Source organism: Winogradskyella sp. ECml5-4, from assembly GCF_036903175.1.
Classification (GTDB): Bacteria; Bacteroidota; Bacteroidia; order Flavobacteriales; family Flavobacteriaceae; genus Winogradskyella; species Winogradskyella damuponensis.
The window spans coordinates 151,215-174,488 of the sequence record NZ_JAYJLF010000002.1 but is presented as its reverse complement, the minus strand read 5'-3'; the positions used below and the strand labels follow the sequence as shown (position 1 = coordinate 174,488).

The following is a 23,274-nucleotide window of genomic DNA, read 5'->3' as shown; positions in this document are numbered from 1 at the left end:
ATATAACGCTATAATTCAGTATGTTATGTTTATTTGATAATTAAAATAAGAAATAGTATTAGATGCAATCATCTTAAAGATATTGAAGGTGTCATATATTTTATTACTTTTAAACCAGACTAATTGCTACATCATGAGTGCCAACCAAGTGAATTGTAAGAATTGCGAACAACCTTATGATGAGGGTTTTCAGTTTTGCCCACATTGCGGACAAAAAACAAATGACGAACTTACGATAGGTGTATTATTTTATAATACTATTAGTAATTACTTTTCATTTGATGCACGTTTTTTTGTGAGTTTTATCCCTTTACTATTTAAACCTGGTTATTTAGCTAAAGAATTTATAAAAGGAAAGCGTTTACTGTATTTGCATCCTGCACAGATGTATTTGTTTATTTCTGTAGTATTCTTTTTTATTTTTTCGTTTACGGCAAGAGATCAGGTTAATACTCTAAACAATGATTTTCAAGAAATTTTTGACAAAGACAGTACAGTCGTTTTAGATTCAATTCAAACTAGAAAAAGAGACTCTATAAAACAAGTTAAAGATTCTGAGGCTCGAAAAGAAATTGAAACGGCACTTAGGAAGAATAAGTTCATTACAGGAATGAGCGATAAAGAAATTGATTCTATAATTAAATTAGATACCTTACCTAAGAAGAATGGCATATCATTTGGTTTTGATGAGTCAGAAATAGATTCTTTACTTAGTGTTAACGCATCTGATGAGGTTATATACAAATCCATGGGATTAGAGGAAGATGATGGTTGGTTTATGCGAAAACTATATGCTCAGGTACTTAAGTTTTACAAATCAAAGGATGCAGGTAATATTGTAGGTACATTTTATGATACGGTGCCTATTGCCTTGTTTTTTGTTCTACCAATTTTTGCTTTAATTCTTAAACTGTTCTATTTTAAAAGAGGAACTTATGCGCATCACTTGGTATTTAGTTTTTACTATTTTTCATTTATTTTTACTGTTTTGAGTATCATTTTTGGTTTTAATTTAATTTATGAAATACCAGATTGGATAGATTTCTTAATTGCGTTATCTTGTTTTATTTATCTTTTCATAGCCATAAAACGCTTTTATAATCAAGGATGGTTTTTAAGTTTTGTTAAGACATCTCTATCTACTATGGTGTTCTTTCCTTTTGTATTAATAGCAGTAATATTTATAGGACTTTTTGCTTTTATGTACTATTAGCCGTTAATAGAGCCAGCATGCCAAATAGGTATGCTTAAAAAAGCACTCAACATCTCAGCATCTTTAATAATAGATTTTAAATTACCATGATCAACGACGTTTCTTCTAGAAGCATCATCTAAAACTAAGTTGAGTTCAAAACTTTTGTAGGAACCGTCATCACTTTGAACGTACTCTCCAATAATTTGAATGGCCACAATTGATTTCAAAGATAAATAGTCTTTAGATTGTTGCCTTCTCGATTTATGTAGTTTGAATTGGTAAGTCGTGTAATATAACCCTTGTTGCTTGTCGAATACTCTTGGTTTGTAAAATATATAAAACATAAAACCACCAGCTCCAGCAAATATTAACCCAAAAAGGATGAGAAACCAATTGATGGAAATGGATTCTGAATTTCCTTTAAATAATGGAACGAGATTAAAAAATAAAACACCTAAACCAACAGCTAAAAATATAAAACTGAAGATGGCGGCTCCAATAGAAGGTTTGTAAATTAATTTTGAAGGAGATGCCTGAATTAAAACATGCGTTTTAAAACTGGCTCCACCAGGTTTCAAAGGAGACGTTGAAACTTTAGATTCTGTACCATGAGTATTACTAAGCGCATTTTCTCTAGCTTCAATAACTTCGTTATGAAAACCTTCGGGTAAATCCATCTTATAATTTTTCTTTTAGATATTTTCCTGTAACCGAATTCTTATTTTTCACAATGTCTTCAGGAGTGCCTGCCGCAACGAGTTGTCCGCCATGTTTTCCTCCTTCAGGACCTAGATCTATAATATAATCGGCACACTTTATTAAATCAATATTATGCTCAATCACTATAATAGAATGACCTTTAGCAATTAAAGCTTGAAATGATTTGAGTAACTTTTTTATATCATGAAAATGAAGCCCAGTTGTAGGTTCATCAAAGATGAAAAGCGCATTATCGCTTTTACTTCCTTTGCCTAAAAACGTCGCCAGTTTTATACGCTGCGCTTCTCCACCAGAAAGGGTAGAAGAGGATTGTCCTAAAGTAACATAGCCTAAACCAACGTCTTGAAGCGGTTGTAACTTGCCTTTAATCTTAGTTTCTTTATGAGTCTCAAAGAAATCGATAGCATCATCTATTGTAAGATTTAAAATGTCATCGATAGATTTGCCTTCAAACTTAACTTCTAAAACTTCTTTTTTAAAGCGTTTACCACCACAGGTATCACAGGTTAAATGCACATCGGCCATAAACTGCATTTCAATAGTAACTTCTCCTTCTCCTTTACAGGTTTCACAACGACCACCATCGACATTAAAGCTAAAATGCTTGGCAGCGTAGTTTCTAATTTTACTTAATTTTTGAGAGGCAAATAATGCACGAATATCATCATAAGCCTTAATGTAAGTCACTGGGTTGGATCGCGATGAACGCCCAATGGGATTCTGATCTACAAATTCTACATGTTGAATATTGCTATGATTGCCTTTTATTTCTGAAACCTGACCAATTTTATCACTAAATCCTGTGAGTTTCTTTTGAATGGCAGGAAATAGAATCTTTTTAACTAAAGTACTTTTCCCACTTCCAGAAACACCTGTAATAACCGTTAGCATTTCTAATGGAAAATTAACCGTTACATTTTTTAAGTTGTTTTCGCGTGCACCAACAATTTCAATATTATATTTTGAAGTTCTTCGTTTTTTAGGTACTTCTATTTCTAAGTCACCATTTAAGTATTTAGCGGTGAGTGTATCTGCAGATAGAATGTCCTCAAAATTACCAACAGCAACGACTTCACCACCTAAAGTTCCGGCTTCTGGACCAATATCAATAATGGCATCTGCTGCTTTCATAATGTCTTCATCATGTTCTACAACGATAACTGTATTACCTAGATCTCGTAAGGATTTTAAAACGTCTATTAAACGCTCGGTATCTTTTGGATGCAAGCCAATACTTGGTTCATCTAAAATATACATAGAACCTACTAAGCTACTTCCTAAAGAAGTGGCTAGGTTTATACGTTGACTTTCACCGCCAGATAAGGTATTCGATTTTCGATTCAGGGTTAAATAACTTAAACCTACATTAGATAAAAACTCTAATCGTGTATTGATTTCTGTTAGAAGGCGTTTTGCGATTTTAGCATCACTTTCGCTTAGCTTTAAGTTTTTAAAAAAGACTGTGAGTTCGTCTATAGGTAAATCTACTAAATCAGTGATAGTTGCATGATTGATTTTTACATAACTGGCTTCTACGCGTAGGCGCTTACCTTTACAAACATTACATTTTGTTTTACCACGATAGCGCGATAACATCACACGATTTTGAATTTTATAGGCTTTCGATTCTAATTCTGCAAAGAAATCATCTAAACCTTCAAAGTATTTATTCCCTTTCCATATAAGTGCTTTGTGAGCATCACTTAATTGAAAGTAAGGCTTGTGAATAGGGAAATCGAAATGGTGAGAGTTGTTTACCAACTGATCTCTGTACCAACTCATACTTTCTCCTCTCCATGGAAAAATAGCGTTTTCAAAAACAGATAAAGCCGTGTTGGGAATCACTAAATCATCATCAATACCAATAACATCACCATAACCTTCACATTTAGGGCAGGCTCCATAAGGATTGTTAAAGCTGAATAAATGTGCATTTGGTTCCAAAAAAGACATGCCATCAAGTTCAAACTTATTGTTGAATATGGTTTGTTTTTTGTCTGAAAGAGATTCTATTATGCAAGTGCCAACACCTTCGTAGAAAGCCGTTCCTACAGCATCTGCTAATCGGTTTAAAAAGTCTTCATCGTTTTTAAAGACAATTCTATCTACAACTAGGAATAAATCATCAGCTGAAGAAATATTTTGTTTTAAGGCATCATCAATTCTAACAACATCATCTTTTACTTTTATACGTGCATAACCTTGTTGTTGTAAGGTTTGAAGTTTGTTTTCTAAAGTTCGGCCTTCTTCTAAGATAATAGGAGCTAAGAGTAATAATTTGGTGCGCTCTTCAAACTGAGAAATAAAGTTTATAACATCAGAAACTGTATGTTTTTTTACTTCCTCACCAGAAATAGGAGAGTAGGTCTTTCCTATTCTAGCAAATAATAATTTAAGATAATCGTAGATTTCAGTTGTGGTACCAACCGTTGATCGTGGATTTGTAGAATTTACTTTTTGCTCAATAGCAATAGCAGGAGCAATACCTTTTATGTAATCTACTTTGGGTTTGTTAAGTCGACCTAAGAACTGACGTGCATAACTACTTAAACTTTCTACATAACGTCTTTGACCTTCTGCATAAAGTGTATCGAATGCTAAACTAGATTTTCCTGAACCAGATAAACCTGTTATAACGACCAATTTATTCCGAGGAATAACCACATCAATATTTTTAAGATTGTGCAGTTTTGCGCCTTTTATAATAATATTTTCCTTTGGGCTAACGTCTAAAACAGTAGTATTCATAGGTTACTTTCGGTGTGTAAGTTTGCAAAGATACTACAATAGCAAGTAAAGATTAAAATATGTGATATAATTCGCTAAGGATGCTATAATCCTAAATAATAACATTCAATTATTACTGATTTAACAGTTATTTTATCCATTAAAGGAACTTTTTATTCGATAAAATGTTAAATTTTAGTGCTATTTTTTGTTTATTCGGAATGATTGTTGTTATATTTGAAACTTATTCATTTAAAAAAAAATCGCGTATAGCATAATATTACTTTAAAAAAAACAGCTTTTTAACCCCAAACTTTAGTAGGCAACTGCTAAGTTTTAAAGTAATTATTATGAAAACAGAACTTATCCAAGACGCGGAATTAGTAACCAACTACATTAATGGTAACGAAAGTGCACTTTCAGTATTAATAGAAAGGCATAAGCAGAAAATTTACAGCTTTATTTATTCTAAGGTGTATGATAGAGATGTTACTGAAGATGTTTTTCAAGACACATTTATTAAAGTAATAAAAACGCTAAAGCGTGGAAAATATAACGAAGAAGGTAAATTTTTACCTTGGGTAATGCGTATTGCTCATAATTTGGTTATAGATCATTTTAGAAAGAATAAGCGTATGCCTAAGTTTCATAACACTGGTGAATTTAGTATTTTTTCTGTGTTAAGCGATTCTACATTAAATGCAGAAAAAGTGCTTATAAAAGATCAGGTAGAAACTGATGTAAGACGTATTATTGAAGAGTTACCAGAAGATCAAAAACAAGTGCTTTTGATGCGTATGTATCAAGATATGAGCTTTAAGGAAATTTCAGAACGAACAGGTGTGAGTATTAATACAGCTTTAGGAAGAATGCGTTATGCACTTATTAATATGCGTAAAGTAATTGAGCAAAATAATATTGTTTTAACTAATTGATACAATATAGTATATAAAGTTGCGTTTTTGCTATATATAAACTCATAAAACAAAAAAATGGCAAAAATTTACTCTAACGCTTCCCCAAAACAACATAACCTAAATCCAAAAGATGAAACTATAAGTTTCCTTTTGAATTATTCTAAGGCTTTAAGTGTTATAAATTATAATAAATTGAAGTTTGAAGCACTTCTTAATTAAATTGGAAAGAAAATCTTGATCTTAAAACGTCAGGATTTTTTTGTAAAAAGTAACTCTTCATAGTTTTGAGTGGTTAGATATTCGTGTTTTAAATCTTTTAAATATTGAATGGTCTTTTCCTTTAAAGGATGCTTATCTCTTAAGCAGTTTGTTATGTTTTCATCATAAATAGTTATGATAAGATACCAATGACCGGTTCTACTGGAATAATGCCCCTCAAACAAGCGAGAATTTCCGTTACTTTCTCTTTTAGCATCGATTAAAGCGAGAGGAAGGTTTACACTTTCGTCTGTGCGTTCTGCTTCATAATACGACAAATAAAGGCTTTGATTATTGAGTTGAAAAGGTACATTAATACCAACATCAATATCATTTAGGTTGTACTTTTTATTAATATAGTTATAGAATTCACCTGCGTCTTTAGGGTCTTTAAATATAAAAGATGTTTCTCTGGGCATTTTGCGCTGAAACTTCTTTGCTTGCATTATTTTGTAATCTTCATTTTTGAATCTTGGTGCAATTTTTACCGGAATACAAGATAGTGTAGCAAAAGCCAAAAGTAACATGGTGAGTTTTTTCATGGATTGATGAATTTAAATTCATACATCAATAACTATTCCATAGCATTCTATTTTTTCTTTTTATAATAGTCATCTAACACCGATTTTCTACCAATAGTCTTGGTGATAATATCTTTATCTAAATCCCAACCACGAGCAGGCGAATATTCTCTACCATACCAAATAATTTGAAGATGTAAATCGTTCCAAAGTTCTTCTGGAAATATACGTTTAGCATCTTTCTCGGTTTGGACAACGTTTTTGCCATTAGTTAAGTTCCAACGGTACATTAAACGATGAATATGTGTGTCTACAGGGAAGGCCGGAATACCAAAAGCTTGTGATAAAACTACAGCTGCCGTTTTATGTCCAACAGCTGGTAATGCTTCAAGTTCCTCGTAAGTTTGAGGCACTTTTCCGTTATGTTTATCAATTAATATATGCGATAGGCCGTGAATACCTTTGCTTTTCATTGGAGATAGACCAACAGGTTTTATGATATCTCGTATTTCTTCAACACTAAGTTTAATCATATCATAAGGATTGTCTGCTTTTTCAAAGAGTAAAGGAGTGATTTTATTGACACGAACATCTGTGCTTTGTGCAGACATTAAAACGGCAATTAGTAATGTGTATGGATCTTTATGATCTAATGGAATTGGAATTTCTGGATAGAGCTGATTTAACGTATTTATAACAAAATCTACCTTTTCTTGCTTAGTCATTCATTGTATTTTTACAGAAATACAAATTTACATAATATGACACACTTAAAGGCAGGAGATAAAGCTCCAGATTTTGCAGCTTTAGATCAAGATGGAAATACAATCACACTTAATGATTATAAAGGAAAGAAGTTAGTTTTGTTTTTTTACCCAAAGGCAAGTACTCCAGGTTGTACAGCAGAAGCTTGTAACTTAAATGATAATTACGAGCGTTTTACAGCAAACGGTTATGAGATTTTAGGAGTTAGTGCAGATAGTGCCAAAAGGCAGTCTAATTTTAAAAATAAATATACATTTCAGTATCCTTTATTAGCAGATGAAGATAAAGCTGTTATTGAAGCTTTTGGAGTTTGGGGACCAAAGAAATTTATGGGGAAAGTGTATGATGGTATTCACCGTACGACATTTGTTATAGATGAAAACGGTATTATTGAAGATGTTATTTCAAAAGTAAAAACAAAGGCTCATTCTGAGCAGATATTAGGAGAATAATACAGAATTAGAATAAAAAAAAAGCGACCATTACACTATGTTTAGTAGGTAAATGGTCGCTTTTTTACTTTATATATAATATCAATTTTTATGCAGTACTTCTTCAGATTCGCATCCAAATAAGCTCTTTTCTTTTATCAATTTAGAAACCCCTTCAGGTAACATTGTTTCCCAACCGTTTTCATTATTTGAAATCATTTTAAGAACAGTTCTAGAGAAAACAGACAAGTTAGAGCTGTCGTAATCTGATATATCTACAACTTTGCCATTGTATTTAAAGAATTTATAGAGTTCTTTCATACGTGGATGTACTTTAAGATTTTCGCTGTTGGTTATGCTACCATCTTTGTTTTCCATAGGATATAGATAAACACGTAAATCCTTGTAAAATAGTTTTCCAAAGGCCTCTAAAATACCACCACTTAAATGGCGGTAATATTTCTCGTCAAAAATGTCTACAAGGTTATTTACTCCCATGGCTAAGCCCATTCTTGCTCTAGAATATTGAGAGAAATATTCAACTAACTTGTAATATTCTTGGAAGTTAGAAATTAATACCGTTTGTCCTAAAGAACATAGTAATTTAGCACGATCCATAAAATCTTGCTCATCAATTTTACCTTCAGCTCTTAAGTTAGATAATGTGATTTCGAAAATAACTTGTGTTTTTTCTTTATCTACTTTATTTTCTTTAATGAACATTTCGTAAGATTTCTCAAACATGTCCATATTTACTTTAGTAACAGGTCTAAAGCTTCCTCTAAGGGTTAGTATATTTTTTTTGTATAACACACGAGCAGGTAATACATTATTACCATCTGGTGCAAACATTACGGCATCTGTCATTCCGTTTTTAACCAGTTGTAAACTCATTAAACGGTTATCTACATCTTCAAATACAGGACCAGAGAAATTAATAGTATCAATTTCTAATTGATCTTTATCTAAATGGTCATATAAATAACGTAATAATTTTCGGGGTTGATTGTATTTATAGAAAGCACCATAAATTAAATTTGTACCTAATTTACCTAAAGTTTCTTGTTGTAAACGTGCATCTGTTTCCTTAAAACGGATATGAAGTACAATCTCATTGTAATCTTCTCCTGGGCCAACTTGATATTTTATACCAACCCAACCATGGCCTTTGTATTTTTTAGCAAAATCTATGGTTGCAACAGTATTAGCGTAAGAGAAAAATATTTTATTTGGATGTTTATCTCTTGTGATACGCTTTTCCATTAAACCAACTTCGTGATTTAACATTTTACGAAGCCTAGCTTCTGTAACATAGCGTTTATCATCTTCAATACCATAAATAGCATCACTAAAATCTTTATCGTAAGCAGACATAGCTTTAGCAATGGTACCAGAAGCACCTCCAGCTCTAAAAAACTGACGCACAGTTTCTTGTCCTGCTCCAATTTCAGAAAAGGTACCATAAATATCTGCATTAAGGTTAATCCGTAAGGCTTTGTCTTTTAGAGACGGAATATTTTCAAAATCCGAGTCGCCTGTATACGTTATGTCCTTCATAGAATTGGGTTTATATCGTTAAAGCAAAGGTACAGTTTTACTATTGTAAACAAAAAAATAAGTTTATTTTTGTTGGACGATATTCGAATTGAAAATACAGTAATTATATTGGGTATTTTTTTTCATTATTCTATTTATAGAAAGTGAAAAAAACGGTTTTTTACGATTATAATAATTTCAATCATATTACTAATATAATAGTTTTGAAAATCACATTTTTAGGTACAGGTACATCGCAAGGAATTCCTATAATAGGAAGTGATCATCCTGTATGTTTGAGCAATAACCCAAAGGACAAAAGACTTCGTGTTTCAGTTTTAGTAGAATGGGAGAAGTATACTTTTGTTATAGATTGTGGTCCAGATTTTAGGCAACAAATGCTCAATGCTAAAGTTTCTAGAATAGATGGTATAATTTTTACACATGAGCATGCAGATCATACCATGGGCTTAGATGATATTCGACCGTTTTTTTTTAGACAAGGTGATATTCCATTGTATGCACATCAACGCGTTTTTAAAGCTTTAGAAAAACGTTTTGATTATATTTTTACAACCGAAAATAAATATCCAGGAGTTCCAAGTGTAACTAAAATTGAAGTTAAGAATGAACCTTTTTTAGCAGGAAACCTTAATGTTACTCCTATTGAGGGCTTACATTATAGGCTTCAGGTTTTTGGATATCGATTTCATAATTTCGCATATTTAACAGATATGAAAACGGTTGAAGATTCCGAAATTGAAAAACTTCAAAATTTAGATGTCTTAGTGGTAAATGCATTACGAATAAAGCCACATATGTCGCATTTTAATTTAGAAGAAGCACTCGAATTTATTAAAAAAGTAAAACCAAAGCGTACTTATCTAACACATATTAGTCATCTGTTAGGTTTTCATGATGACGTGCAACAAAAATTACCAGAAAACGTTTTTTTAGCTTACGATAACTTACAAATTACCATTTAGATATGAAGAACAAAATTTTAATGTACTTATTTATTTTTTCAGTATTGTTACTTATTTTTCAGTATGTAAATTCTAAAAACATCATTGACAAATACGAAAAAGATATTGTTACAATGAAGTCTAAGCTTTCAAAAAGTGAAAAAAAGATAGAAGCTTTAGAAGAACAAAATTTTGAACTCAATTATTTCAATATTGATAAAAATGAAGATGCTTTAACTTATTTTGAAGCTCAAGGTTACGATACAGAACAGTTAATACCTGCAATTTTGGATGGTCTTTATGATATGAACATATATGAAGGCGAAGAACACCCTATTGTACCTTATGTGTCTATGACAGATTCTAAATTATTAATTAATAAAGCTAGAATTTTAAATCATAAATGGATTATAGCCAACTTTACAGATGGCGAATTTTGGGGTGAAATTATTGTGTCTTACACTATTGATGAGAAGCACAATCTTAAATATGAATTGGTAGAGTATTTAATGTACCCTTCAATTAATTAATGTGTTTAGACAGCCAGTCTTTTAGATCATAGAAGTTTTGTGGCGCAACACCATGTCCTACAGGATATTCTGAATACTCACAATTAATATTTAAAGCTTTTAAAAACACTGGTGCTTTTTGAGCCCAATCTACAGGAATCACTTGGTCAACAGTACCGTGAGAACAGAAAAAGTTTAGATGTGAAACATCACTTTCGTTTATAGATTCTGGTAAAATATCTTCATTGATATAACCACTTAAGGCTATAATATTTTTAACTTTCTCAGGATAAGTTAATGCCACAGCATAGCTTAATATAGTACCTTGACTAAAACCTAATAAGGTTACATTTTTAGAATCAACAGCGTATGTGTTACAAGCATAATCAATAAATTCTGCTATTAAATTTACCGATTGTTTTGCCTGTTCATTATCACTCCATTTACCTTTGTCTGCATCAAAATTTATAGCATACCACGCATTTCCATAAGGTTGCATAGCGTAAGGTGCTCGTAAAGAAATAATCATTAATTCTTCTGGCAATTCTGAAGCAAAGGAAAATAAATCATTTTCGTCACTTCCATAGCCATGGCACATTATTAAAAGTGGTGCGTTTTCTTTAAGAGAAGAAGGTCTTGTGATGTAGTGTAATTTCGACATAATTATTGTCCAATGGTATTAAAAATTTTTTGAAAAAAATCACCTAGTAGAGGTATCTTATTTAGCTTGCCTGTTATTGCGCCATATATGGCATAGAGGTATAACACAGAAAAGAAAATCCAAAAGGACATGCTAATCATCATACTGTCTAAACTACTGATAACAAATGCAATTAGAATGTAAGTAAAGCCTAATCCTAAACCTTGTCTAATATGGAAAGCCGTAAATGGATTTCGCTTGTCTTGGTTCATGAAAAAGGCAATTAAAGTACCAAACAACGTTAAATAGGCTACTAAACCTAAAGTTTTTCCTTCGTTTATAGTATTCTGATCCATTATTTTAAAACAATTTTGTTATTGGCAATAATCCCATAGGTTTCGCCTTTAAGTTTTAAGCCTAAAAACATACTATTTTTAGATCGTGACAAAATATGAGTAGTGTTAAATTTGTAAGTTGTATCTGGATTGAACAATGTTAAATCTGCCAATTCTCCTTCGTTTATAGACGTTTCAGAAACGCTAAATCTAGATTTACCTTGTGTTAAAAGACTAACGGCTTTTTTTGTGGTAAAGATGTTTTGTAAAGCTCCAAATGCAGATTCTAAGCCAATAGTTCCGTATTTAGCGTAATCGAATTCAATTTTTTTATGCTCAATGTCAATAGGATTGTGGTCTGTAGTCACCATATCAATTGTACCGTCTTTTAAGCCTTCAATTAAAGCATTGCAATCGGATTGTGTTCTTAGTGGTGGGAGCACTTTATAATTGGTGTCAAACTCTTGTAAAACATCGTCTGTAAATACTAAATTATGAATAGCAACACTACAAGTTACATTTAGTTTCTTTGCTTTAGCTGCTCTAATCAATTCTACCGATTTAGCAGTTGAAATTGTCGGAATATGAAGTTTACCTTCTGTATATTCTAATAAGAATAAATCTCTAGCCACTTGTAGTTCTTCCGCTAAAGCCGGATTTCCTTTTAAGCCTAACTTAGTACTATTAATATGTTCGTTTACGACACCAAGTCCAGAAATTTTGGATTCTTGAGGAAATGAACATACTAAACCATCAAAATTACTTGCGTATTGCAATGCAATTTTCATCAAATTTGGATTAGAAATTGGCTTTTGATAATCATAAAATCCAACAGCTCCAGCATTCGTCATATCAAACAACTCTGCTAAATCTTCACCTTTACTCATTTGCGTTAATGCTCCAATAGGATAGAGGCTAACGGCGTGGTCATTGGCTTTTGATTTTACTAATGTAATATCAGCATAACTATCTATTACAGGATTAGAATTGGCATTTAAAGCCACAGAAGTAAAGCCAGAATTTGCAGCCGTCTTTAAACCGTTGGCAATGGTTTCGCGTTCTTCGTAACCAGGTTCGCCAAAAGAGACACTACTGTCAAACCAACCTTGCGATATATGCAAGTTGTCTCGTTTTATTTCTTTGTAATTGTTGGAGTTGGCGATGTGTTTAGAGATCTTAGAAATACGACCTTTTTCAATTAAAATATCAACCGTTTCATTGTGAAAATCACTTTTAGAATCAACGATGGTTGCAGATTTTATGAGTGCGTTCATTTAAGATATTTTAGAAGTAACATTTCAATTATTAAAAATGCTAGTGCAAAAATAACAAACCATTTCCATAGCGCATTAACATTTGTGCTACTTTTTATATTGTTAATTGTGTTTGCTAAACTGGATTCAATATTTGCGTTAGTTAAAGTATTTAAATCGTAATAACTGAGATTGCTTTCTGATCTGTTATAGTTGAAACTTAAATTTTGAAGTGTATTTTCTTTATTTTTTACACTTAAAATTCCAGCCGTATTCGGGAAGTCTTCCGTTTCTAAAACCACAGACTTACTGTAAGTTTTTTGAAGAGGGATTACAGAAGTATCTTCAGAATCTAAGGTTAAAATATCGTCTTGCCCAATGGTCGTTTGAATAGCAATTGAATTAGACTGACCAATAGTGTAGTATAATTTTGAAAATTTCAAACTCTGCAATCCCATATTATACAATACGGGAATTATTAATTGTGAATTATTAAAGTTTGAATTATCCGAATTTAAGGCAGAAGAAAAGGCATAAGTATTGGTGTTGCCAACTAAAAAAGGACTGCCATCTTCATAGGATAAAACATGATTTGAATTTGAAGAAAAGCGATACGATGTTTCAACTTTAGGATATTGAAAATTTGTAACTTTAGAGTAAAATGCATTTGCTAAAAGGGGATGGTTATAGTTAATGCTTGTAATACGCTTTTCATTTGTATTTTGATTAGAAAAAGAATTAATATTTAAATCTTTAAATGCTTGGTTGTAAGTGTTTATGTCGATTTCGTTTGAAGGAATAATTACTAGTTTTCCACCATCGTTTTTAAAAGCGACTAAAGCTGTTTTTAAGGCATTTGAAATGGTGTTTAACTCATTAAGTATAATAAGGTTTTGATTAGGAATTAAATTAAAATTGAGTGCATTTAGTTTAAAGCTTTTATAGTCAAATTCATCATCTGTATAAATCCGATTTAAGAACGAATCATCGGCAGATTCATTAATGGCTAAAACTTTAATTTTTGGTTTAGAATTAATGTTAAAATAGAATGTGTTGTCATATTGTAAACCAGCATCATCAATCATTAATTTTCCATTAAGCACTTTATTATTAGGAATGGTAAATGTAGCTTCAGCTTCTTTGTCTATATCAATAGCACTTTTAGTTAGTAAAACATCATCATTAAATAAAGAAATAGTAACATTATCAATGGGTTTTGATTCGTTAGATAGTTTTACAATAAGATCTAAAGTTTCGGCTGTTGTATTAGAAACAAAAATACTATCGATGCTAATATTAGACACTAAAGTAGATTTTGGTTGCACCAATTTAAGTTGAATGGTAGAGTCTGTTTCAAAATTTAAAAGATTTTCTTTTTGTTGAAAATCGGAAACCAAAACTAAATTTTTAGTGGCACCACCTTGATTTGAAAATAATTGCTTTCCTTTTAAATAAGCAGCATCATAATTAAGCTGTGTAGGAGAATGTGTTAGCTGGATTAAATCATTTTTTAAGGCTTTAACCGTAGTGTTTCTATAGGTTTTATTATTTGTAAATAAACTTATGGTTTCGTCTTCTGGTAACGTATTTATAACGTCTTGAATTGCTTCATTTAGTAAAGTTCCGTTACTGCCTTTAGCTTCCATGCTAAAAGAGTTGTCTAAATAGATAACGGTTTCTTGGGTTTCGTTAAAATCTTCTGTATTAGGGATAAAAGGTTGTGCGAATGCAAAAATTACACAAGCCAACAAGAGCATCCTCGTTAGCAAAGTTATCCACTTTTTAAGTTGCGAGCTTTTACGAGTTTGAAGTTTAACAGATTTTAAAAACTTAACATTGGTAAACTCAACTTTTTGAAAACGACGAAGTTGAAATAAATGTATAAGGATAGGAATAACCAGCAAAAATAAGGCGTAAAGTAATTCGGGATTTTTAAACTGCATTCTTTATTTTTTACAGACCTGTCAGGTTTTTAAAACCTGGCAGGTCTTTATGCTTCAAATATAGAAAATGCAAAACGATAAAGAGATTTTGATTTTGAGAATTTTAACAGAAAAAGAAATAATCAATCATAGATTGCATGTTTTGTTTTTTAAAATAACGGGTTATCTCTTCTTGAGCTTTAGTATTAGCAACGGTCACAATACTTTGAGGTTGCTTAAGTTTTGATAAATAATCAAAATTATAAAGTTCTTGGTCGTAAATATGTTTGCCTATTTTTTTAGGGTTATCGCAAATCCAATAAAATGGAATATTTTCCTTTAAAAGAATTTTGGCAAGTGTTTTTCCCTTGTGTCCTGCTCCCCAAATTGTTAAAGGACGAGAAGCATCATAATTTAACTCTAAAAAATAGTGTACTTTAAGGTCTAAGAACGAATTTTCGGCATAATGCTCGTGCGTTCTAGATGTTCGTGTACTGTAATCTCGCCAATGGAGTAGGACATCATTACAAGGAATACAAGTATAACCCGCTTTATAAAACCGGAATGCCAAGTCGTAATCTTCTGGATAAATATTCAAATTAAATCCTCCACAAGCATCTAAATCATTACGATGAAGCATCCAACAAGGAGAAGGAATAACACATTCTTTATAAATTTCAGAATAATTATTGCCTGTAACGGTCAATTTATTCAGCCATTGCTCGTAACGTGAAAACCCATCGCTTAATCCATCTGCTCTAAAGTATTTTACTTGTCCAACAGCTAAATGTTTTTTGCCATGCTTTTCAAGATTACTAACCATAACTTCAAGTCGGTTTGGCGTCATTATATCGTCGCTATCCATTCTTGTAATATAATTTCCAGAGCTGTGTTTGTAAGCTGTTCTTAAAGCTTCTATAATGCCGTTACCCTCACTTTTATAAAGTTGTATTCTCGTGTTTTTTTTGGTATAATTTTTAACAATGTTATAAGAGTTATCATTAGAGTTGTCATCAACAAAAATAGCTTCCCAGTTGGAATAGGATTGCTTCAGAATTGTGTCTAAACATTCAGAGATAAATACTTCTGTGTTTTTAAAAGGAACTAAAATGCTAACTAATGGTTTCAACATATTGCGAATTTAACAAAACCTTTAGGTTTTTAACAGTAACAGATAGTAGATTTGTGCGTCTAAAAAAATAAAAGTATAAACATGAAGAATTATTTAGCCATTCTTGGCTTGAGTGTCGTTTTAGTAGGCTGTGGATCTGCAAAACCAACAGTAGATGATTTGGCAATAAGCAATCCTATTGAAACTGTTCTAGATTTAACAGCTGTAAATAATGATAGAGTCCCAGTGACCATTAATCCCGGTCGCTTTACCACTGAAACTGTAACATACAGATTGCCAAGAGTAGTGCAAGGAACCTATTCTGTAAGTGATTTTGGTAAATATGTAGACGATTTTAAAGCTTTAGATTACGACGGAAATGAGTTAACAGTAACTAAAGTTGATGATAACACATGGACAATTGCAGAGGCAACTAAATTAGATAAACTTCAATACTATGTTAACGATACATTTGATATTGAAACCAATGGTGGAATAGGTGGAGAGCAGCCGTTTTCTCCTGCAGGAACAAATATAGAAGAAGATAATTATGTTTTAAATCTTCATGGATTTATAGGTTATTTCGATTCTTTAAAGAACAGTCAATATGCTTTGGATGTTACAGCACCTGCAACTTTTAAAAGAACATCTGCTTTAGAAAATAAAGGGATGAAATCTAGTGCAGATGGTACAGCTATAACGAGTAGTTATTTTGCACAACGTTATTTTGATATTACAGATAACCCAATGATGTATGGTAATTTGGATGTTGAAGAATTTATGGTTGGAGATATTAAAATTGTTTTAAGTCTTTATTCTCCTACAGGTAAACACACTGCGGCTAGTTTAAAAGAGACGGTTTATAAAATGATGGAAGCTCAAAAAAACTATTTAGGAGATGTAAATACGACTCCGCGTTATGATATTTATGTGTATTTATCTAAAGGGGACGAAACATCTCCAAAAGGTTTTGGTGCCTTAGAACATCACACCTCTACAGTTGCTGTTTTTAGTGAAAATAGTTCTTTAGAAGGACTTAAAGCCTCAATCATTGATGTTGTTGCTCACGAGTTCTTTCATATTGTAACACCATTATCTGTACATTCTGAAGATATACATTATTTTGATTATAATAAACCAACATTCTCTAAGCATTTGTGGATGTACGAAGGTGTAACAGAATATTTTGCACAACATTTTCAAGTGTATGAAGGTTTGTCAGATGAAGCTACTTTTTATAATACTATGATGTCAAAAATAGCGACATCTACACAGCATTTAGATGATGCCATGAGTTTTACCATTATGAGTGAAAATGTTTTAGACGAACCTTATGCGTCTCAATATTATAATGTATATATGAAAGGTGCGTTAATAGGAATGTGTATTGATATTTTAATGAGAAAGGAAAGTGATGGAAATAGAAGTATGTTATCTTTAATGAAAGAATTATCTGCAAAATATGGTAAAGAAAAACCTTTTGTAGATGATAACCTTATTGCTGAAATTACTGCAATGACTTATCCAAGCGTTGGTGAATTCTTAAAAACACATGTAGAAGGTGATGTGCCAATTAACTACAATGAATTTTTTGAGATGGTTGGTTTAACAAAAGGTGAAACTCAAGTTGAAACTAATTATATTTTTGCTGGTGGACAGAATATTATTTTTGATGGAGACCAGGAGAAAGGCACTATTTTCTTTTCACCGATGGCATTAAAGAACTCGTTTTGGAAATCGCAAGGAGTTCAGGCAGGCGACGTGATTAAAAAAGTTAATGGAACAGATTTAACTTTAGCTAATGCGCAACAAATTATTGGTGGTATGTTTGGATGGAAAGAAGGTCAGGAAATTACAATGAATTTAGAACGTGATGGTAAGCCTGTTGAAATTAAAACAACCTTGACTAAAGCATATGCTGCAGACGAATCTATTGTTGAAGATGAAAATGCAACAGAGGCTCAAAAAGCATTAAGAGCAGCTTGGTTAAAAGGCTAACTTAGTATAATTAAGATAACAAAAAAGGCTTCCATATTAGGAAGCCTTTTTTTTTGTTTTTTAACTTATTCCGTTTAATACCTTAAACGATTTAATATTTAGCCGATTTGCCTTTAGAAAGTGAATGCTCAATAAACTCACGTAAATCGTCATTAGCTTTAATTAAATCCTCATTTCGCAAATACATCATGTGTCCACTTCTGTAGCCTTTAAATGAAAACCGATCTTTCATTTTTCCACTAGGATCAATTTGCCATTGAGAATATTTAGCGGCAAAATAGGTTGTAGCTCCATCGTAATATCCAGATTGGGTCAACACTTTTAAATAAGGGTTTTGTGCCATAGCTTGACGTAAATCATCTCTAGTGTTATCATTAGAATCATCCCAACGCCCTGTATTGCCAAAAACGTTATATTTTACGTCTGTTTTAAAGCCTAATTCATTCTGAATATAATAATTTATAGCAGGTGTAAAAGAATGTAACCAAGAAGTGAGTTCAGCATTGTAATCAGGACTGGTGCCTGTTTCTACCTTATCTATTCCAATATATCTAGAATCTAGTCGTCCTATGGTTTCTCCGGTTTTATCACGAAGTAGTTCTTTCCAGAAAAAACGTGTTGGGACATCTAAATTTTGTTGTAAGATTACTTTTTCAGATAAACCAGAATACTTACTCATTTGTTTAGCGATGGCTTGTTTTTCTGCATCTAAAATAAAGCCACCTTTTGCAATAGCAGGCATTAAATCATTAATTGCAAAATGTTCTACTTCGGGTAATATTTCTAACAAATCTTTACGCTGAAGCTCAGGGCTAAGCATTTTATGGTACCAAGCAGCTGCTGTGTAATACGGTAAATTTAAACTAGAAGATAATGGTCCTCCAACTCTTAAAACTTTATAGTCTGCAGGAGATACCATGATGACACCATTTAAATACATCCATTGTCTATTTTGAAGTTCTAAGGATAAGCCCATAACACGAGTGCCTCCATAACTTTCACCAATAATATATTTAGGGGATTGCCATCTGTTTTGCCTTGTTGTAAAAGTATTCATCCAACTTGCTAAATATTTTATATCTGCATTAATACCAAAAAACAATTTGTTATCAGGCATTTTACCATCTTTATCTGCTACTTTTCTAGAATAACCTGTATTTACAGGGTTTATAAATACAATATCTGCAACGTCTAAAATAGAATTAGGGTTGTCTTTTACTCCATAAGGTTGTATTGGGTAGCCCTCATCATCAATATTAAGAACTTTTGGTCCCGTATAAGCAATGTGCATCCAAAGTGAAGCAGATCCTGGACCTCCATTAAACGAATAAATGATAGGTCTGTCATTTCCTTTTGGATCATTGGTACGTTTGTAATAGGTGTAGTAAAGTGATGCAATTATTTTACCATTGTTATCCCAAACAGGTTGAAACCCTGTTTCAGCTTTGTAATTAATTTGTTTTCCTTTAATCGTAACAGAATGGTTGGTAACGTATGCAGTATCTGTTGGGATTTTTAAGTCTTGAGAAAAGCTAATGGTAAAACTAAGACACAAAAGGATAATAAGACGGTTTTTCATATGGATTGGAATTTAGTTGAAAAGTTTAAAGATACTAAAATGAACCTTGAATTTGGAATGCTTTTAATATGCCTAAACTAAAAGTGTATCTATGGTATATGTAAAAACAGTTTAACCATTGTAAACCTGGTTTTCTTGCTCAGCAACACGAATAAACGTTGTACGTTTGGTTAACTCTTTTAAACGTTCTGCGCCAACATAGGTGCAAGTACTACGTAAGCCTCCTAAAATATCTTGTAAAGTAGCTTTAACGTCACCTTTGTAAGGAACTTCTACGGTTTTGCCTTCACTAGCTCTGTATTCTGCAACACCTCCAACATATTTATCCATAGCAGTAGAAGAACTCATGCCGTAAAATTGTTTGAATTGCTCACCGTTTCGTGATATAAGTTCACCTCCACTTTCGGTATGGCCAGCAAACATACCTCCAAGCATTACAAAATCGGCTCCAGCTCCAAATGCTTTAGCAACATCACCAGGTGTGGCACAGCCACCATCGCTAATAATTTGTCCGCCTAAGCCATGAGCTGCGTCGGCACATTCAATAATTGCAGATAACTGAGGATAACCAACTCCTGTCTTAACACGTGTGGTGCACACGCTACCAGGACCAATACCAACCTTTACAATATCTGCACCAGAGAGCAGTAATTGTTCTACCATTTCGCCAGTAACAACATTGCCTGCTATAATTACTTTATCAGGATATTGTTCTCGTGTTTGTTGTAAAAATTCCACAAAATGCTCAGAGTAACCATTAGCAACATCTATACATATAAATTTTAACTCTGGGTGATTTTCAAATACTGTTTTCAGTTTTTTAGAATCCTCTTTTCCCGTTCCTGTACTTATAGCGATATAGTTGACAATATCTTTGGGAGCTGTATTTAAAAAAGTATGCCATTGTTGGGTAGAGTAGTGTTTGTGTATTGCTGTGAATAGTTTTTGTTGAGATAAAACTAGAGCCATTTCAAAAGTGCCCACAGTATCCATATTTGCAGCCATTATAGGTATACCAGCCCAAGTTGATTTGCTATTTAAAAAAGTAAAATTGCGCTCTAACGTGACTTGAGATCTGCTTTTTAATGTAGAACGTTTTGGACGAATCATGACATCTTTAAAGCCTAATTTTATATCGTGTTCTATATGCATCTTCGAGGAATATTTGGTTATATCCAAAAATACAAGTTCTTTGAAAAAGGAAGTTTAGAATTGTGTTTGTCTTACAATGTTTTATTAACAATTGTTTATAGTAAGGTCTTGATGTAGAGCACCTGTCAAATGATTTTATAGACGTAATGTTGTATTCTACAGTTGTTTTTTTGAATAGTTTCTAGGTTTAAAAGCCTTCAAAAACCCCTAGACCAAATAAGGCAAAATCATATTTTACAGGATCTTTAGGGTCTAATTTTCGTAAGGCTTTATCCAATTGGGCTAAAGCTTTACCATCATTTTGTTTACGATTAAGAAGTTTTAATTTACGAGCCACGTTACCAGAATGTACGTCTAAAGGACAGCTTAACTGTGAAGGAGATAAGGATTTCCAAATTCCAAAATCTACTCCAGCATTATCGTTTCTTATCATCCAGCGTAAAAACATGTTAATACGTTTTGCGGCTGAGTTTCTAAGAGGATCACTAACATGTTTTTGTGTGCGTTCTAAATGCGGAACTTCGAAGAATACTTTTTTGAACTGATGAATACTGTTTTGAAGCGAATCTTTTTCAGCATACTTCAAAAACAGGGCTTCTAAGCCATTATGGTTTTTGTATATGTGTTGTAAGCTTTCAACAAACTGCATAAAATCATTCCCATTAAATGTACGGTGAACAAAAGGCTTTAAACGCTCTAAATCGGTGTCTTGGTGTTGAGTGATGAACTCAAAAGGGGAGTGATCTAGCAAATCCATCATCTTATTTGCATTTTTAATGATGCTTTTTCTATTTCCCCAAGCAATAGTTGCTGTTAAAAATGCTGCAATTTCAATATCTTCTTTTTTAGAAAATTGATGTGGAATCTGAATAGGGTCGCTATCAATAAATTTAGGATTGTTGTAGAGGACTACCTTTTCATCAAGGAATTCTTTTAGTTCTGATTTTTTAAGCTTCAAGGAGGTGAGTAATTTTAAAATTAAAAATAAAGTAATTAATTTTATATACGTAAAACTACGTATTGTTTTTTTATGTTAGCTTAATTACTTTTGATGACATTTTAAGACTTAATGTTTTCTCGTGACTTTTCGTCTTAATGGTAATTATGTGATTCTATTGTTATTATGTTAAATAAAAAATCGAAGTCTCGAATAGAGTGGGTAGATACAGCTAAAGCCATTGGAATGTTTTTGGTTTTTTATGGACATTTTGTTAAAAACCTATATTCTGAAACTAATGATATTGCTTTTCTGCAGCACAAGTATATTTATGCATTTCATATGCCTTTGTTCTTCTTTATCTCGGGATTTTATTTTAAACCAGTTACGAGTTTTAGTTTAAAATTTAAACAGCTTTTTCTTAGACGATTACTACCAGTATTTGCTTTTGCATTATTGTCATTGCCACTATGGTTGATTTATAATTTTATTAGTTATGATAGTCTAAAGTTAGGAACTATTGTAAAACAAATATTGAGTTACGGTAGAGGTAATCCACAATTAAATATTATTACATGGTTTTTAGTGTGCTTATTTGTTGCAGAGGTTATAATCGCTGCAATTACGACGATATTTAAAAAACCATTTGCTCTATTTATTATTGGGCTTGTGTTTCTTGTGAGTGGTGTTATAATTAGTAATAGAATAGAACAATTTTCGGCTTTAACAGGTGTTGATAAAAATGTGTGGTTTATTCATACTGCAATAATTGCAATTGGTTTTTATCTATTAGGATATGTGGTATACCCATATATAAATAAGCTTGTGAATACGGTTAAATGGGCATTTATACCATTAATATTCGTAGGTTTTGTAGGGTTGTTTTTTACTTATAATATTAATAGTCCTTTTGAGGGGTTTAATGTTAATATGATTTATGCTCAGTATGGAAGTTTATTGTGGTTTTTAGTTTCATCGTTTTTAGGGATACTTGGTATTATTAGTTTATCTATAATATTGAAATCTAATAAAGTATTTGATTTTATTGGAAAAAACACACTTATTTTAATTGGTCTAAATGGTATTTTTTATGCGTTTCTTAATAAATTCTTAGGTAGTTTATATCCAGATAATGGCATATGGTGGCAAATTACAGGTTATGCATTAGTTATTTCAATACTATCTTTATTGGTGTGTTATCCAATAATAAATGCGTTAAATAAGTATGTTCCGCAATTATTTGGAAGACCAAGGCAAGAAGGACCATTACTTCCAAATTTAGAAGCTATAAATTGGAGAGCGTTTTTTAGAAAAAAACTAAGACAATAAGCGCCTCAACAGATACTATCAATTAAAGGAGATTAAATATTATTTAACAGCAATCATGCTAATCTCAACATTAACAAACTTTGGTAAATTAGCTACTTCAACAGTTTCTCTTGCAGGAGCAGTTGCTTCTTCAAAATATTCACCGTAAACCTCATTTATTTGTTTAAAGTTATTCATGTCACTAATAAATATTGATGACTTAATTACGTTTTTAAACGTCATGTCTGCAGCTTCTAAAACGGCTTTCATGTTTTCCATAACTTGTCTGGTTTCGGTTTTAATATCATCTAAAACCAATTCCATAGTATCAGGATCTAAGGCTATTTGACCAGAGGTATATAATGTGTTCCCTGTTAATACGGCTTGATTATATGGTCCTATTGGTGCAGGTGCTTTGGTAGTGTTTATTATTTTTTTCATTTTATACTAAACTTATTTCAATATTTTTTTAGAAACTGAAATCTTATTAAAGGT

General features: G+C 32.0%; 22 protein-coding genes. 8 read left to right on the top strand and 14 right to left on the bottom strand.

Going from position 1 to position 23,274, the window contains the following annotated elements; translation table 11 throughout:
- The first annotated feature begins 133 nt into the window (after positions 1 to 133).
- Positions 134 to 1,213 carry a DUF3667 domain-containing protein gene (locus VDP25_RS02375; protein ID WP_334466385.1) on the top strand — a complete coding sequence of 360 codons (1,080 nt, stop codon included), beginning with the start codon at positions 134 to 136 and terminating at the stop codon, positions 1,211 to 1,213.
- Here VDP25_RS02375 and VDP25_RS02370 read toward each other — a convergent pair.
- Together VDP25_RS02370 and uvrA are read right to left on the bottom strand one after the other, a co-directional pair.
- The gene (locus VDP25_RS02370; protein ID WP_334466383.1) at positions 1,210 to 1,872 is read right to left on the bottom strand and encodes a hypothetical protein; all 663 of its coding nucleotides are present in this window, start codon (positions 1,870 to 1,872) and stop codon (positions 1,210 to 1,212) included. The two genes, VDP25_RS02375 and VDP25_RS02370, sit on opposite strands and share 4 nt — an antisense overlap.
- 1 nt (position 1,873) lies before the next feature.
- Positions 1,874 to 4,663: an excinuclease ABC subunit UvrA gene (gene uvrA / locus VDP25_RS02365; RefSeq protein WP_334466380.1), complete on the bottom strand. Its 2,790-nt coding sequence runs from the start codon at positions 4,661 to 4,663 to the stop codon at positions 1,874 to 1,876.
- A gap of 329 nt (positions 4,664 to 4,992) precedes the next feature.
- Between uvrA and VDP25_RS02360 the strand changes: the two genes are divergently transcribed.
- Positions 4,993 to 5,577 carry an RNA polymerase sigma factor gene (locus tag VDP25_RS02360; protein ID WP_215925879.1) on the top strand — a complete coding sequence of 195 codons (585 nt, stop codon included), beginning with the start codon at positions 4,993 to 4,995 and terminating at the stop codon, positions 5,575 to 5,577.
- A gap of 57 nt (positions 5,578 to 5,634) precedes the next feature.
- Positions 5,635 to 5,778: a hypothetical protein gene (locus VDP25_RS02355; protein ID WP_334466376.1), complete on the top strand. Its 144-nt coding sequence runs from the start codon at positions 5,635 to 5,637 to the stop codon at positions 5,776 to 5,778.
- A gap of 29 nt (positions 5,779 to 5,807) precedes the next feature.
- On the opposite strand, the gene VDP25_RS02350 is transcribed toward VDP25_RS02355, so the two are convergent.
- Positions 5,808 to 6,359: a hypothetical protein gene (locus VDP25_RS02350; protein WP_334466373.1), complete on the bottom strand. Its 552-nt coding sequence runs from the start codon at positions 6,357 to 6,359 to the stop codon at positions 5,808 to 5,810.
- 47 nt (positions 6,360 to 6,406) lie between these two features.
- A complete protein-coding gene (locus VDP25_RS02345) occupies positions 6,407 to 7,063 on the bottom strand; it encodes an endonuclease III domain-containing protein (protein ID WP_334466370.1) in 657 nt (218 codons plus the stop codon).
- Between the two features lie 36 nt (positions 7,064 to 7,099).
- Between VDP25_RS02345 and bcp the strand changes: the two genes are divergently transcribed.
- Positions 7,100 to 7,555 (top strand): thioredoxin-dependent thiol peroxidase, encoded by a 456-nt coding sequence (gene bcp / locus VDP25_RS02340; RefSeq protein WP_334466367.1) that lies wholly within the window; start codon positions 7,100 to 7,102, stop codon positions 7,553 to 7,555.
- Between the two features lie 81 nt (positions 7,556 to 7,636).
- Here the strand turns inward: bcp and VDP25_RS02335 are convergent, their stop codons facing one another.
- Positions 7,637 to 9,091: a TonB-dependent receptor gene (locus VDP25_RS02335; protein ID WP_334466364.1), complete on the bottom strand. Its 1,455-nt coding sequence runs from the start codon at positions 9,089 to 9,091 to the stop codon at positions 7,637 to 7,639.
- A 203-nt stretch (positions 9,092 to 9,294) separates the two neighbouring features.
- Between VDP25_RS02335 and VDP25_RS02330 the strand changes: the two genes are divergently transcribed.
- Both VDP25_RS02330 and VDP25_RS02325 read left to right on the top strand, forming a co-directional pair.
- Positions 9,295 to 10,056, top strand: a complete 762-nt coding sequence (locus VDP25_RS02330; protein ID WP_334466361.1) for an MBL fold metallo-hydrolase — start codon at positions 9,295 to 9,297, stop codon at positions 10,054 to 10,056.
- Between the two features lie 2 nt (positions 10,057 to 10,058).
- The gene (locus VDP25_RS02325) at positions 10,059 to 10,565 is read left to right on the top strand and encodes a hydrolase (protein ID WP_252723646.1); all 507 of its coding nucleotides are present in this window, start codon (positions 10,059 to 10,061) and stop codon (positions 10,563 to 10,565) included.
- Here the strand turns inward: VDP25_RS02325 and VDP25_RS02320 are convergent.
- The 5 genes from VDP25_RS02320 to VDP25_RS02300 all read right to left on the bottom strand — a co-directional run bounded on the left by VDP25_RS02320 (position 10,558) and on the right by VDP25_RS02300 (position 15,826).
- The gene (locus VDP25_RS02320; protein WP_334466358.1) at positions 10,558 to 11,205 is read right to left on the bottom strand and encodes an alpha/beta hydrolase; all 648 of its coding nucleotides are present in this window, start codon (positions 11,203 to 11,205) and stop codon (positions 10,558 to 10,560) included. The two genes, VDP25_RS02325 and VDP25_RS02320, sit on opposite strands and share 8 nt — an antisense overlap.
- Positions 11,206 to 11,207: 2 nt before the next feature.
- Entirely contained in the window at positions 11,208 to 11,540 is a 333-nt protein-coding gene (locus tag VDP25_RS02315) for a hypothetical protein (RefSeq protein WP_215925871.1), read from the bottom strand.
- Positions 11,540 to 12,793, bottom strand: a complete 1,254-nt coding sequence (locus tag VDP25_RS02310) for a dihydroorotase (RefSeq protein ID WP_334466355.1) — start codon at positions 12,791 to 12,793, stop codon at positions 11,540 to 11,542. Before VDP25_RS02310 ends, VDP25_RS02315 begins: the two co-directional genes overlap by 1 nt.
- The gene (locus VDP25_RS02305; RefSeq protein WP_334466351.1) at positions 12,790 to 14,715 is read right to left on the bottom strand and encodes a BatA domain-containing protein; all 1,926 of its coding nucleotides are present in this window, start codon (positions 14,713 to 14,715) and stop codon (positions 12,790 to 12,792) included. Before VDP25_RS02305 ends, VDP25_RS02310 begins: the two co-directional genes overlap by 4 nt.
- A gap of 103 nt (positions 14,716 to 14,818) precedes the next feature.
- A complete protein-coding gene (locus tag VDP25_RS02300; protein ID WP_334466349.1) occupies positions 14,819 to 15,826 on the bottom strand; it encodes a glycosyltransferase family 2 protein in 1,008 nt (335 codons plus the stop codon).
- 81 nt (positions 15,827 to 15,907) lie between these two features.
- Here VDP25_RS02300 and VDP25_RS02295 point away from each other — a divergent pair, with 81 nt between their 5' ends.
- Positions 15,908 to 17,803, top strand: coding sequence for a M61 family metallopeptidase (locus tag VDP25_RS02295; RefSeq protein ID WP_334466346.1), 1,896 nt, complete (start codon positions 15,908 to 15,910; stop codon positions 17,801 to 17,803).
- A 91-nt stretch (positions 17,804 to 17,894) separates the two neighbouring features.
- Here the strand turns inward: VDP25_RS02295 and VDP25_RS02290 are convergent, their stop codons facing one another.
- The 3 genes from VDP25_RS02290 to VDP25_RS02280 all read right to left on the bottom strand — a co-directional run bounded on the left by VDP25_RS02290 (position 17,895) and on the right by VDP25_RS02280 (position 21,492).
- Positions 17,895 to 19,382, bottom strand: coding sequence for a S10 family peptidase (locus tag VDP25_RS02290; RefSeq protein ID WP_334466344.1), 1,488 nt, complete (start codon positions 19,380 to 19,382; stop codon positions 17,895 to 17,897).
- A 111-nt stretch (positions 19,383 to 19,493) separates the two neighbouring features.
- Positions 19,494 to 20,534 carry a GMP reductase gene (locus tag VDP25_RS02285; protein WP_334466342.1) on the bottom strand — a complete coding sequence of 347 codons (1,041 nt, stop codon included), beginning with the start codon at positions 20,532 to 20,534 and terminating at the stop codon, positions 19,494 to 19,496.
- A 187-nt stretch (positions 20,535 to 20,721) separates the two neighbouring features.
- On the bottom strand, positions 20,722 to 21,492 hold the full coding sequence (locus VDP25_RS02280) for a TIGR02757 family protein (RefSeq protein WP_334466338.1): 771 nt from the start codon (positions 21,490 to 21,492) through the stop codon (positions 20,722 to 20,724).
- A gap of 165 nt (positions 21,493 to 21,657) precedes the next feature.
- On the opposite strand from VDP25_RS02280, the gene VDP25_RS02275 reads away from it, so the two are divergent.
- Positions 21,658 to 22,800, top strand: a complete 1,143-nt coding sequence (locus VDP25_RS02275) for an acyltransferase family protein (protein ID WP_334466335.1) — start codon at positions 21,658 to 21,660, stop codon at positions 22,798 to 22,800.
- A 39-nt stretch (positions 22,801 to 22,839) separates the two neighbouring features.
- On the opposite strand, the gene VDP25_RS02270 is transcribed toward VDP25_RS02275, so the two are convergent.
- Positions 22,840 to 23,220, bottom strand: a complete 381-nt coding sequence (locus VDP25_RS02270; protein ID WP_334466332.1) for a RidA family protein — start codon at positions 23,218 to 23,220, stop codon at positions 22,840 to 22,842.
- Positions 23,221 to 23,274: the final 54 nt, after the last annotated feature.